Genomic DNA, 13339 nt, shown 5'->3' on the forward strand with positions numbered 1-13339 from the left:
TCTATATCATGCCGCGTATACACGGCCTCCTCAAGGGGGCTGCGTCACCGCGATGACCGGCTATAAGGATAGATGACGTGAAATTGAGATGGTTTGCTTTTTTAGTGGTGTTGCTGGCGGGCTGTAGTAGTAAAAAAGACTACCAGAACCCACCATGGAACCCGGAAGTTCCGGTAAAACGGGCAATGCAGTGGATGCCCATCAGCGAAAAAGCCGGTAAAGCCTGGGGCGTCAGCCCTCGACTGATAACGGCTATCATTGCGGTGGAGTCAGGCGGAAACCCGACGCTGGTCAGTAAATCGAATGCCGTGGGTCTGATGCAGTTAAAGGCGTCGACGGCGGGTAAAGAGGTCTATCGCTATATGGGCTGGCGCGGTCAACCCTCAACCAGCGAGCTGAAAAATCCTGAGCGCAATATCTCCATGGGCACGGCGTATCTGAGCATTCTGGAGCATGGCATCCTGAAAGGCATTGAAGATCCCGAGGTCATGCAATACGCGCTGGTGGTCTCTTATGTGAACGGTGCCGGGGCGTTGTTACGGACCTTCTCATCGGATCGTAAAGAGGCCATTGAAGAGATTAACGACATGAACAAAGATGAGTTCGTGGAGCATGTGGCGAAAAACCACCCTGCGCCACAGGCGCCACGCTATATCTGGAAAGTCCAGAAAGCGATGGACGCCATGTAGTCTTCATGCCGGGCAGCGGCAGGCTGTCCGGCTTCTTTCACAGCACTTTATTCGCTCTTTCCCGCGCTTCTCTTTCCAGTGAGAAAATAATTCGCTGAAGTTCGCGTTCGGCCCCGGGCCCCACGTTGAGGAATCGGAAGCTCAGGCGCGGTGTGGAAATGGTTTCATTTTTGCTGTCCACCACCTTGCGTTCACTGATGGCAATCAGCTGCGCATCAAAGTAGAAGCGTCCCCATCCGCCCATATCCAGCTCAATCTGAGAAAAACGCATTCCTTCAACCAGACCTTCTGGTCTTGCCGTGTCCATCAGGGCGCCCATGCCGCCGAGTGAAAGATCGAACAGGCGAAAACGAAACTCTCGCTTATCCGGCATTTTAGCTTTGCAAAAATAGGCCGGGTGGAGCGGGGCGCTAATGCGAAAATACTCGCGGCGCTGGATAAACCACAGGCTGTCAGGCAACGGCATTTTAAATGCGGGCAGGTTCTGGTAGGTAATCTGCTCTACCTTCGGCACCACGAACTCCACTTTCGCGCCCATGGTCTCTGCCAGAACCGAGATATTCTCCCCGCGAAGCACCGCGCGATTCTCATAGTCCTGGCTGCCAAGATCGATGATCAGGCGTTCAGGGCTGGCATCCAGGATCTTGCTGATGAACTGATGGGAGGACCAACTGACACGAACCGGTACATCGCCCTTTTGCAGGTCTCGTAATACCCCTAATACAGCCAGCGGATTTTGCTTCAGGAACTGCTCACTGTAATTACTCACGCCGAAAGGCTCCTCGATAGTCTGACAGATCATCCCTGAAGTATCGGCAACGGTGAGCAGAACTTAATATAAATCGGCGAATTTTTTTTACCCTTGCGCAGAATAAACCGGACGAGAAGACGCTGATTTCTGAAGGGTGACCTATACTTAACTCACTTGTGCGAAAGGTATTTCGCGCTGCTATTCATCTGCAAGAGGGCATCGCTATGGGTATTCTCGCCTGGATTGTTTTTGGTCTTATCGCCGGGGTTATCGCTAAATTCCTCATGCCTGGACGTGACGGAGGCGGCTTTATTCTGACCTGTATCCTTGGGGTTGTGGGTGCGGTCGTCGGCGGTTGGTTAGCCACCATGTTTGGCATGGGGGGCGACGTTACCGGCTTCAATATGCAAAGTTTCCTGGTTGCCGTGGTGGGCGCCATTGTCGTCCTGCTGGTTTTCCGCTTGCTCAGACGAACCTGAACAACGTAAAACGGCCCGCTAAGCGGGCCGTTTTTTTTGCCAGTCATCCACCCCTCTTTAAAGAGAAAGGCAGAAGCATACCGGATTAGTGTGCCGCACTGGCGTTGGTCGCCGGGTCATCATTGGCTGCGGGCTGAGTCGTTGGCAGACTGTCGCACGGCTTCTCTTTCGGACAAACCGAGTCCAGCATTTTGAGCGTCACGCCGTTGGTCCAGCCGAAGCCATCCTGTAACGGATACTCACCGCCGCCGCCGCCGGTCCCCGTTGTGGAGACGTCATATTTCTCGACCAGTTTTTGCTCCCGATCGTAAGTATGTTGAACGTTAGTCAGGAAGCGCCAGGTGACGTCCATCGCCACCTTTTTATGCCCGTAGTTCTGCAACCCTTCAGCCGCCACCCACTGCAGCGGGGCCCAGCCATTCGGGGCATCCCATTGCTGACCGCTATTAATGGTCGTGGTAGTGACACCACCCGGCTTAAGCAGACGTGACGCGGTGGCTGCTGCCACCTTTTGGGCACGATCTTTCGATGCCGCATTGACGAACAGCGGATAGAGCGCGGCGGCAGTCAGCTGATTGCGCACTTTCTTGCTCTTCAAATCGTAATCGGCGTACCAGCCCTCTTTATCATTCCACAGATGGCTTTCCATCGCTTTCTGGCGGGCGCTGGCAAGCGCTTCATACCGACTGGCGCTGGCTGTGTCGCCACTTTCCTGGCTGGCTTTGGCCAGCAGTTTTTCCATCTTAAACATCAGGGCGTTCAAATCGACAGGGACAATGCTGGTGGTGCGGATCGTCCCAAGCTTTTGCGGATCGTCCATCCAGCGGGAGCTAAAGTCCCAGCCGGAGGCCGCCGCAGAGCGCAGATCACGGTAGATCTCTGTCGCCGGACGATCGGGGGTATTTTTTGCCGTGGTCACATCATCCAGCCAGGATTCCGGGCGCGGCGTATCCTTGTCATCCCAGTAGCGGTTGAGTATGGAACCATCGTCCAGTTTTACCACACGCTGATTAGCCTGCCCTGGCTGCAAGGCATCCACGCCTTCCATCCAGTAGGCGTACTCTTTTTCCATTTGTGGACGGTATTTTTTCAGCGCGTCGCTGTCGTGCGTTGCCAGCAGTTCTACCATCAGTGAGAAGAACGGTGGCTGTGAGCGGCTCAGGTAGTAGGTACGGTTCCCGTTGGGAATATGGCCCCAGGCATCAATCTCATAGGCGAAGTTGGCAACCATATCGCTGATTTTATCCCAGTGACCACTCTCAGCCAGCCCTAACATGGTGAAGTAGCTATCCCAGTAGTAGACCTCGCGAAAACGCCCGCCCGGCACAACGTAGGGTTTAGGCAGTGGCAGCAGGGAGTCCCATTTCCCGGCGGTATCGGTGGTACGCGTCAATACGGGCCAGAGACCGTCGATATGCTCGCGCAGGCTTTGCCCTGACGGGGGAACATATTTTTCCGCCTTAGCGGGCAGGGTGAAGTTCATTTCGACAAAGTGGCGCAGATCAAAACCAGACTGGCTGTGCTGCATCCGGTAATCAGCGAGGATCATCAACGGATCGCTTTTAGGCACCGCGTCGGCGAAGGTTTTTTGATCGGGAAACAGTTTTGCGCTCTGGACATCGTTGAAAAGGGGGCCAAGTAAGATATCCGGCGAGGCCTGCGGTTGCGCGGCAGGGGTTTCCGCGTAGCTAAACGCAGTCATGCCGAGCAATGCCCCTCCCAGCGCAAGGTGTAACAGCGTAGGGCGGCGCAGTTGAGGTCTTATCATCGTTGTTCTCCTTTGTTTGCTTAGCAGCGTGACCGCTGTCGTCAATCACCTGAAAACCTTAGCCGAATATTGACCATTTCGCGTGGCGAATAGCCCATTTTGCGCAGAACCAGACAATTTACCGGCGGAGTGAACGCGCTGAGGAGAGGGGCATTTATTATTCACGTCTATAGTTTTAATTTTCCGATAAATATTTAGAATTATATTCATCCAAATTACTTATTAAGTAAGTGCGTTATTCCGACCTCGTCTAATAAATACTGTGATCTTAATGGGCTAATTAAAACTTGTCTTGCGCAAAACGATTTATCCCGATCACATTAGTTAAAAAACGTAATACTTAAATAAAAAAACATAATAGACCCTCAGAGTGGGTTTAGGCGAAATAGCCAGGCTTGACCTTGAGCTTTATAACATTATTCATCAGGATGGAATCTATGAGAGTAAAATACCTTGCTCTGCTTATGAGTTCTTTTTTTGCCACTGGGGTGATGGCGGCAAAAAGTACGGTGAGCCTTGAAGAAAAACTTGCACAGCTGGAAGCGCGTCTGGAAAGTGCCGAAAGCCGCGCCGCGAATGCCGAAGCGCAGATACAGGCGATACAGCATCAGCAAACCACGCAGGCGCAAAGCGCACCTACCGTGGCGGTGGAGTCCATTGAGCCGGTCACCCCCCCGGCAGTGCCGAAACTGTCGCTGTCAGGTTATGGTGATATTAAATTTTATGGGGATGTCGAAATTAATATGGATGCGGCCAGTAAAACGGGCGCATTAACGTCGATAAAAACGACGGCAAATGATGACTGGGCATCAGGTGGACATGAACGCTGGGATCTTAACGGGCGTATTTTATTAGGCTTTGATGGCTATCGCCGAATGGAAGATGGAAATTACGCCGGGTTCTCTGTTCAACCTTTAGGGGATTTGACCGGAACCATGTTCCTCGATGACGCGACATTCTTCTTTGGCAACGAAAATAACTGGCAAATTAAGGTCGGTCGCTTCGAAGCCTATGATATGTTCCCGCTCAATCAGGATACCTTTATTGAGTATTCCGGTAATACGGCTGACGATCTGTACAGCGACGGATACGGTTATATCTATATGATGAAAGAGGGGCGCGGGCGTAGCGACAACGGCGGCAATTTCATGATGAGTAAAACCATCGATAACTGGTATTTTGAGGTGAATACCCTGCTTGAAGACGGCAGCAAGCTGTTCGTCGATCAGAAATACCATGGCGTCGATCTGGAAAACGATAAGAACGTGGCGTACGTGCGTCCGATTATTGCCTGGCAGGGAGATACCTTCTCCGCCGCGGTGGGGATGGAGACGAACCTCGTCAATAATGCCTATGGTTATTATGATAACTCGGGTCAATGGGTCGATCAGTCCGATCGTACCGGTTATGGCCTGACCATGACCTGGAACGGGCAGAAAAATGACCCTGACAACGGCGTGGTGGTGAATGCAAGTTCCGCCTACCTCGACGCCACAGATGAAACCAACTTTACGACGGGTATTAACGCCTTATGGCGTAATTTCGAACTGGGTTATATCTACACCCATAACGAAATCGATGAATTCAATACCACAAATTTTGATGCCGATTGCGATAACGACTGCTGGGTCACCGATCCGGGTGATTACGATATTCACACCATTCACACGTCCTACCTTTTCCCGAACGTGATGAAAATGAAAAACTTCAATATCTATCTCGGGGCCTATGCCTCCTGGGTTGAATCCAATCCAAAAGAGGGTGAGTCCTACAACGACGATCGCTACGGGGGTCGTGTGCGCTTCAAGTATTACTTCTGATGAAAGAACGGTCAGGCTTCGGCAGAAGCCTGACCGGATTACCGCCGTATTTCTGTTGACCGCAGCGTAATCTGTACCGGTACCGATTTATACGATGGCGTGCCGCTCTCTTTATCCAGGTAGGTCAGGGGAACCAGCACGTTTGCCTCGGGGTAATAGGCGCCGACGGTGCCGGGCGCAATGTTATAGGCCACCAGGGTTATATCCTCCAGACGAAGCGTGCTTTCCGGCAAGGCCGTGGTGATATCCACGCGATCGCCATGCGCCAGTCCTCGTTGCGCCATATCATCTTCATTCATGAAAAGAATATCGCGACGGCCAAAGACACCCCGATAGCGGTCATCCAGGGCGTAAATCGTCGTGTTGTACTGGTCGTGGCTGCGCAGCGTCACCAGGCGCAGGATATCGTCCCCTTCACCTTTGATATTTTCATCCACGCCGGGAAAAACAGAAAATACGGCTTTTCCTTCAGGCGTCGGCCAGATGCGTTCCGTGGGGGGCAAAGGCATCCTGAACCCTCCGGGAATGCGTATTCTGGCGTTGTAATCGGTAAACCCCGGGATGGTTTTTTCAATCAGATCGCGGATTCGATCGTAATCATCAACCAGATCCGCCCAGGCTATCTTCGTGTCGGGCAGGGTGGCGAGCGCCATCCCTGCCACAATCGCCGGCTCAGAGAGCAGGCCAGGGGACGCGGGCTTTAACTTACCCGAAGAGGCATGGACCATCGACATGGAATCTTCAACCGTAATTGACTGGCGTCCCGTGCGCTGCATATCCAGTTCCGTTCGTCCCAGGCAGGGGAAAATGTACGTCTCATTCCCCACCAGCAGGTGCGTGCGGTTAAGCTTGGTCGCGACGTGCACGCTCAGATCGAGCTTTTCCATCGCCGGGAAGGCCTGCTGATGGTCCGGCATGGCAACGGCAAAGTTACCGCCCAGACAAATCAGTGCCCTCGACTCGCCGGCGATCATCGCCTGCGTTGCCATCACCGCGTCGTGGCCATGACGTGACGGAGGCGTAAAACCAAAGACCTCTTCAAGGCGCGAGAGAAAAGCCGGAGAGGGTTTCTCTGTGATCCCAACCGTGCGGTTGCCCTGCACGTTGGAATGGCCGCGAAGCGGACAGATACCCGCGCCGGGCTTGCCGATATTACCGCGCAGAAGCAACAGATCGGCAATCAGCCGGACGTTCGCCGTGCCCTTGTTGTGCTGCGTGATCCCCATCCCGTACGTGATGATCGTCGCGCGGGATTTTGCGTACGCCTGCGCCACCTGTTCCAGGCTGGCGCGGGGCAATCCGGACTCCTGCTCTATAGATGTCCAGGATGTGGCGCGAATATCGTCAGCAAAATCCTCAAAATTCAGCGTATGCTGAGCGATAAACTCGCGATCCAGCGTATTGCCGACGGCGTCTTCACGCTCCAGCAAGTGCTTTGCAATGCCTTTGAGCGCAGCCGCATCGCCGCCAGCCTTCACCTGAAAATAGGTTGAAGCGATATCCGTTGAGCCCAGGGTCGCCATCTCCACCACGCTCTGCGGATCGGCAAACCGTTCCAGCGCTCTTTCACGCAGTGGATTGAAGACAATAATTGGCACGCCCCGGCGAGCAAGTTCATGCAGGGTGCCCATCATGCGCGGGTGGTTGGTGCCGGGATTATGCCCGATAGAAATCACCAGTTCGGTTTTATCGAAATCATCCAGCGACACGGTGCCTTTTCCGATACCGATAGAACGAGGCAGGCCCGTACTGGTGGCTTCGTGGCACATATTGGAACAGTCCGGGAAGTTATTCGTCCCAAGCTCCCGGGCAAAAAGCTGGAAAAGATACGCCGCTTCATTCGAGGCTCTGCCAGACGTGTAAAACTCCACGGCATCCGGGGGTAAATCGCGTAAAACCTCTCCGATACGGCTAAAGGCTTGCTCCCACGAAACCGGACGGAGGGTGTCCGTTTCCCGGTGATAAACCAGCGGGTGGGTGAGTCGACCATAGCCTTCCAGCTCAAAATCGCTCTTAGCGCGTAAAGCGGTGACGGTGTTTGCCGCTAAAAATTCTGGCGTGACGCGTTTGCTGGTGGCTTCCCACGTGACGGCTTTGGCCCCGTTTTCGCAAAACTGGAAGGTGGATTTATGTTCTTTATCCGGCCATGCGCAGCCCGGGCAGTCAAAGCCGTCCGGCTGATTGGTGCGCAGCAGCGTGGCGGGTGCATCAAAGGTATCCATCTGCGTGCGAACGGCAATAGCCGTGGCTTTCAGTGCGCCCCAGCCTCCGGCCGGCCCATCATAATGTCGGATTCCGGGAACTGAACGTCTTTTGCTGGCCATGGGATCTCCTGCTGTGCGGCTCTGAGTCGAGCATCATCGCGCTATGACTTAATGATAATCTAACGAGTTAATAACAATAAATTATCATCCACAGTGTAAACCGCACATCACAGGAAATGCGTTTATCCCGGGGCAGGGCCATAAAAAAACCACGCAATAGCGTGGTTTTTTCAGGCAGAATGAGCCAGAGAGCCGACTCATCGGGGGGGCGATGAGGTTAGACGTTGAACAGGAAGTTCATGACGTCGCCATCTTTAACAATGTAATCTTTACCTTCCGCACGCATCTTGCCGGCTTCTTTGGCACCTTGCTCACCTTTATAGGTGATGAAGTCTTCGAACGCGATAGTTTGCGCACGGATAAAGCCTTTTTCGAAGTCGGTATGGATTTTACCTGCCGCCTGCGGTGCGGTTGCACCCACCGGGATGGTCCATGCACGCACTTCTTTTACGCCGGCGGTGAAGTAAGTTTGCAGATTCAGCAGTTCGTAGCCCGCGCGGATCACGCGGTTCAGGCCTGGCTCTTCAATACCCAGCTCAGCCATAAACTCTTCACGGTCAGCGTCATCCAGTTCGGCAATATCGGATTCCACGGCGGCGCACACGGCGACAACAACAGAACCTTCAGCCGCAGCGATCTCACGCACTTTGTCCAGATAAGGGTTGTTTTCGAAACCGTCTTCGTTGACGTTTGCGATGTACATGGTCGGCTTCAGGGTCAGGAAACTCAGGTATTTGATGGCGGCTTTATCTTCTTCCGTCAGGTTTTTCAGCGCGCGCAGCATGCCCGCGTTTTCAAGCTGAGGCAGGCATTTTTCCAGCGCAGCTTGTTCCGCTTTGGCGTCTTTGTCGCCGCCTTTGGCTCTTTTCTGCACGCGGTGAAGGGCGCGTTCGCAGGTATCTAAATCTGACAGCGCCAGCTCGGTATTAATCACTTCGATATCGTCAGCCGGGTCGACTTTGTTATTTACGTGGATGATGTTGTCGTTTTCGAAACAACGCACCACGTGACCAATGGCTTCGGTCTCGCGAATGTTGGTCAGGAACTGGTTACCCAGGCCTTCACCTTTGGAGGCGCCTTTTACCAGGCCCGCAATATCAACGAATTCCATGGTGGTTGGCAGAATACGCTGAGGCTTCACGATCTCAGCCAGCTGATCCAGACGCGGATCGGGCATCGGGACAACGCCGGTGTTTGGTTCAATGGTACAGAACGGGAAGTTAGCTGCCTCGATGCCCGCTTTGGTCAGCGCATTGAACAGGGTGGATTTGCCAACGTTTGGCAGACCAACGATACCGCATTTAAATCCCATCTTTAAATCACCTTAATATCTTGATATTCAATCCGTTAGCATTAACCGATTGATGAAAAGTAAATAACTACGCCTATTATACACGTAACCCGCGTCACGCGGGGTAAAAATGGGCGATTCGGTCCTTACTGCGCTTTAAAAGCGTGCAAACGATTTGTGGCTTTTGTCAGGCCATCCTTCAGCCACACTTCCGTACACCGCGCCGCTTCGTCTACCGCATCGTCTATCAATTTTTGTTCTGAGGCCGGGGGCTTGCCCAGCACAAAGCCCACAACTTTGTTTTTATCGCCCGGATGGCCAATTCCAAGGCGTAAACGGTGAAAGTTGGGGTTATTGCCCAGCTTGCTGATGATGTCTTTCAGGCCATTATGTCCCCCGTGGCCGCCGCCCAGTTTGAACTTTGCCACGCCCGGCGGCAGGTCAAGCTCATCATGCGCCACCAGAATTTCGTCAGGGTTGATACGATAAAAGGTGGCCATGGCGGCAACGGCTTTGCCGCTTAAATTCATAAACGTGGTGGGGACCAGCAGGCGCACATCTGCCCCGGCCAGATTGATGCGCGAGGTATAACCGAAGAACTTCGGCTCTTCACGCAATGGCGTACGCAACCGCTCGGCAAGCAAATCTACATACCAGGCACCGGCGTTATGGCGTGTGGCGGCATACTCCGCCCCTGGGTTAGCAAGGCCGACAATCAGTTTTATCGTCACGTTTTTATTCCTGAAGGCTTAAGTCTGGCGCGTAGTTTACTGTCTGCGGCGTCGCTTGACAAAATTCTGCGCGACGAAAAGCGATATTCATATAATTACCCCTCTGAACAATTAGAATTTCAAGCAGTTCAGGCGCTTATTTGTAAACTTTTGTCTGAGAGAGAGCCATTAATGTGATCATTCACGCAACTCATAAAAGACCTGGTGTCTATACTTTACACACAAGGATTAGGGACATTTTCCCTGCAACCCAGGTTCCGGAGGTGACAGATGAAACGCAAAAACGCTTCAAGACTCGGTAACGTACTCATGGGATTGGGCCTGTTTGTGATGGTAGCAGGTGTGGGATACTCCGTTTTAAACCAGCTTCCTCAGCTTGATTTGCCACAGTATTTTGCGCATGGCGCAATACTGAGCATTTTCCTGGGTGCCGTACTCTGGCTGGCAGGTGCGCGTATCAGCGGCCACGAACAGGTGAGCGATCGGTACTGGTGGGTGCGTCATTATGATAAACGCTGCCGCCGTGACCAGCATAAACCTGGTTGATACACCTATGACGTCTTCCTGAACGACTCCTTGCGGAGTCGTTTTTTTTGCCTTGCAGGTCAGATAATGTCGGCTAATGCTGCTTCGCGATTGGGGTAGAAGGCCAGCCGTCCGGTCACCGGCTGGATACCCGCCCGGGCCATGGTGCGCAGAGGCTGGAATTCGAGATTGCTCACCCGCAGCTCACAGCCTTCCGGCAGGCGATCCACAAACCGCTGGAAAGCATCAAGGCCGCCCGCGTCCAGCACCGGTACCGCATCCCATTTCAGCACCACGATCCGTTTTCCGTCGATACGGGACGCCAGATCGTTGAATAATCCTTCGGCAGCGGCAAAGAATAGCGGGCCAATCACCCGTAAGACCAGCACATCGTCAGGCACCTCGACGTTGACGGGGGCGAGACGGGTCATCTGAGCGATACGACGCATAAAGAGCAGCGAGGCCAGCACAATGCCGACGCTAATGGCGATGACCATATCGAACAGCACCGTGAGTGACATACAGATCAGCATCACGATTATGTCGTCTTTAGGCGCACGACGCAGAAGATGAACAACCTTATGCGCCTCACTCATGTTCCACGCCACCATCAGCAGCAGGGCAGCCATAGCGGAAAGCGGGAGCCAGGAGAGAAGCGGCGCCAGCGCCAGCAGGGCGAGGATCACCAGCAACGAGTGGATAACCGCAGAAACCGGAGAGGTGGCACCGGCTCGCACGTTTGCGGCAGAGCGGGCAATCGCCGCCGTAGCGGTGATGCCGCCGAAGAACGGCGCAATCAGGTTTCCCAGCCCCTGGCCGATGAGCTCGCCGTTGGCTTTGTGTTTTGTGCCGGTCATGCCATCAAGCACCACGGCGCACAGCAGGGATTCAATGGCCCCCAGCATCGCCATGGAAAAAGCTGCCGGCAGCAGGGCGCGCAGCGCGTCCCAGCTCAGGGTAAAACTCGAGCCGGGCATATTCCACGGCATAACCAGCTGCGGTAAAAGCTGCGGAATACCATTGCCCTGAGAGCCATCTGCCAGAACATAATGGAACTGCGAGCCAATCGTGGCGACCTGTCCGCCCAGTAAGTTCACTACGGCCATCACCGCGCAACCCAGCAGCAGTGCCGGCAAATGCCCCGGAAGACGTATCCCCAGGCGGGGCCAGGCAATCAGCGTGCCCAGCGTCACGATACCAATGGCGGCATCGCCCGGATTAGCCGTTGGGAGGGCTGCCACCAGTGCGCCAACTTTTTGCAGATAATGCTCAGGCACATGTGCCAGCTGCAAACCGAGGAAATCTTTTATCTGCATGGTACCGATGGTGATGCCAATCCCGGAGGTAAAGCCAAGCGTCACGGAGAGAGGAATGTATTCAATCAGCCTGCCAAAGCGCGCCAGACCAAAAAGAATCAAAAACACCCCCGACATCAGCGTTGCGACCAGCAGTCCTGCCAGACCAAACTGTTGCGAAACGGGATAGAGGATCACCACAAAGGCCGCGGTAGGGCCGGAAACGCTAAAGCGTGAACCCCCCGTCAGGGCAATAACGATACCCGCTACCGCCGAGGTATAAAGCCCGTACTGCGGGGCGACGCCGCTGCCAATAGCCAGCGCCATCGCCAGCGGAATGGCAATGATCCCGACGGTGATCCCGGCAATAAGATCGCGCATAAAGCGCGTTGAGGTGTACTTTTCTTTCCAGCAGGCGTCGATGAGGGCGCGAAAGGGCAAAATTTGTGAGGAGGCTATATTTTTCACAATTGTCTTCATCCGTGAGCGCATCATCTGTCATATGAATGGCAGGTGAAGGAGGCATTAATCATTACCCCGCCTGATTCCCGGTGCAGACTCGCTGGCTGCGTTGACTCATCTCAGTGAATTCAGCGCCTGAGTGAATCATTCCTTTGCGGCCGTCCTGCCACCCGAATTATTCAGGGTATCAATAAACATTAAAAACAAAAAAACCCGCCGCAGCGGGTTTTTGGGCCGTGTTCGATCAGTGTTCGAACATCGCAGAGATAGATTCTTCGTTGCTGATACGACGAATCGCTTCGGCCAACATCCCGGAGAGCGTCAAGGTACGTACGTTTGGCAGCGCCTTGATCTCTTCGCTTAACGGGATAGTATCGCAAACCACCACTTCATCAATAACGGAGTTGCGGAGATTATTCACCGCGTTGCCTGAGAAGATAGGGTGAGTGGCATAGGCGAAGACGCGTTTGGCTCCACGCTCTTTCAGCGCTTCTGCAGCTTTGCACAGCGTGCCGCCGGTATCGATCATGTCATCAACCAGCACGCAGTCACGACCTGCAACGTCACCAATGATGTGCATAACCTGAGAAACGTTAGCGCGCGGGCGACGTTTGTCGATGATAGCCATGTCGGTATCGTTGAGCAGTTTGGCAATCGCACGAGCACGAACCACGCCGCCGATGTCCGGAGACACCACGATAGGGTTATCGAGATTCAGTTGCAGCATATCTTCCAGCAGGATTGGGCTGCCGAATACGTTATCAACCGGAACGTCGAAGAAGCCCTGGATCTGCTCAGCGTGCAGGTCAACGGTCAGAACGCGGTCTACGCCTACGCTTGACAGGAAATCGGCAACAACTTTAGCGGTGATGGGAACACGCGCGGAACGGACGCGGCGGTCCTGGCGGGCATAACCGAAGTAAGGAATAACTGCCGTAATACGGCCTGCGGAAGCACGGCGCAGGGCATCGACCATGACAACCAGTTCCATCAGGTTGTCGTTAGTTGGAGCACAGGTGGACTGGATGATGAAAATATCACCACCGCGTACATTTTCGTTAATTTGTACGCTGACTTCGCCGTCGCTAAAGCGACCTACAGCGGCGTCGCCGAGGGAAGTGTACAGGCGGTTGGCAATACGTTGTGCTAGTTCCGGGGTGGCGTTACCAGCAAAAAGCTTCATATCAGGCACGAGAAGAACCTC

General features: G+C 53.8%; 11 protein-coding genes. 4 read left to right on the forward strand and 7 right to left on the reverse strand.

Annotation, left to right across the window (positions count from 1 at the left end; genetic code table 11):
• The first annotated feature begins 77 nt into the window (after positions 1–77).
• A complete protein-coding gene (emtA, locus tag LZP96_RS10150; RefSeq protein ID WP_064326394.1) occupies positions 78–689 on the forward strand; it encodes a membrane-bound lytic murein transglycosylase EmtA in 612 nt (203 codons plus the stop codon).
• Positions 690–726: 37 nt separating this feature from the next.
• Here the strand turns inward: emtA and ycgR are convergent, their stop codons facing one another.
• Positions 727–1458: a flagellar brake protein YcgR gene (ycgR, locus tag LZP96_RS10155; RefSeq protein ID WP_064326393.1), complete on the reverse strand. Its 732-nt coding sequence runs from the start codon at positions 1456–1458 to the stop codon at positions 727–729.
• A 206-nt stretch (positions 1459–1664) separates the two neighbouring features.
• Here ycgR and LZP96_RS10160 point away from each other — a divergent pair, with 206 nt between their 5' ends.
• Positions 1665–1919, forward strand: coding sequence for a GlsB/YeaQ/YmgE family stress response membrane protein (locus LZP96_RS10160; RefSeq protein ID WP_064326392.1), 255 nt, complete (start codon positions 1665–1667; stop codon positions 1917–1919).
• An 85-nt stretch (positions 1920–2004) separates the two neighbouring features.
• Here LZP96_RS10160 and LZP96_RS10165 read toward each other — a convergent pair whose 3' ends face one another.
• Positions 2005–3687 carry an alpha,alpha-trehalase gene (locus LZP96_RS10165; RefSeq protein WP_064326391.1) on the reverse strand — a complete coding sequence of 561 codons (1683 nt, stop codon included), beginning with the start codon at positions 3685–3687 and terminating at the stop codon, positions 2005–2007.
• A gap of 437 nt (positions 3688–4124) precedes the next feature.
• Between LZP96_RS10165 and LZP96_RS10170 the strand changes: the two genes are divergently transcribed.
• Positions 4125–5507, forward strand: coding sequence for a carbohydrate porin (locus LZP96_RS10170; RefSeq protein WP_064326390.1), 1383 nt, complete (start codon positions 4125–4127; stop codon positions 5505–5507).
• 38 nt (positions 5508–5545) lie between these two features.
• On the opposite strand, the gene LZP96_RS10175 is transcribed toward LZP96_RS10170, so the two are convergent.
• The 3 genes from LZP96_RS10175 to pth all read right to left on the reverse strand — a co-directional run bounded on the left by LZP96_RS10175 (position 5546) and on the right by pth (position 9853).
• Complete coding sequence (locus LZP96_RS10175) at positions 5546–7831, reverse strand: FdhF/YdeP family oxidoreductase (RefSeq protein ID WP_064326389.1); 2286 nt, start codon at positions 7829–7831, stop codon at positions 5546–5548.
• 217 nt (positions 7832–8048) lie between these two features.
• Positions 8049–9143 carry a redox-regulated ATPase YchF gene (gene ychF, locus LZP96_RS10180; protein WP_064326388.1) on the reverse strand — a complete coding sequence of 365 codons (1095 nt, stop codon included), beginning with the start codon at positions 9141–9143 and terminating at the stop codon, positions 8049–8051.
• 125 nt (positions 9144–9268) lie between these two features.
• Complete coding sequence (pth, locus tag LZP96_RS10185; RefSeq protein WP_064326387.1) at positions 9269–9853, reverse strand: aminoacyl-tRNA hydrolase; 585 nt, start codon at positions 9851–9853, stop codon at positions 9269–9271.
• 270 nt (positions 9854–10123) lie between these two features.
• Here pth and ychH point away from each other — a divergent pair, with 270 nt between their 5' ends.
• Positions 10124–10399: a stress-induced protein YchH gene (ychH, locus tag LZP96_RS10190; RefSeq protein ID WP_064326386.1), complete on the forward strand. Its 276-nt coding sequence runs from the start codon at positions 10124–10126 to the stop codon at positions 10397–10399.
• A gap of 59 nt (positions 10400–10458) precedes the next feature.
• Here ychH and dauA read toward each other — a convergent pair whose 3' ends face one another.
• The gene (gene dauA, locus LZP96_RS10195; RefSeq protein ID WP_087892689.1) at positions 10459–12141 is read right to left on the reverse strand and encodes a C4-dicarboxylic acid transporter DauA; all 1683 of its coding nucleotides are present in this window, start codon (positions 12139–12141) and stop codon (positions 10459–10461) included.
• 238 nt (positions 12142–12379) lie between these two features.
• Entirely contained in the window at positions 12380–13327 is a 948-nt protein-coding gene (prs, locus tag LZP96_RS10200) for a ribose-phosphate diphosphokinase (protein ID WP_012017724.1), read from the reverse strand.
• Positions 13328–13339 lie beyond the last annotated feature (12 nt).

Origin of the sequence: Huaxiibacter chinensis (genome assembly GCF_022171985.1) — a bacterium.
Lineage (GTDB): Bacteria > Pseudomonadota > Gammaproteobacteria > Enterobacterales > Enterobacteriaceae > Enterobacter > Enterobacter chinensis_A.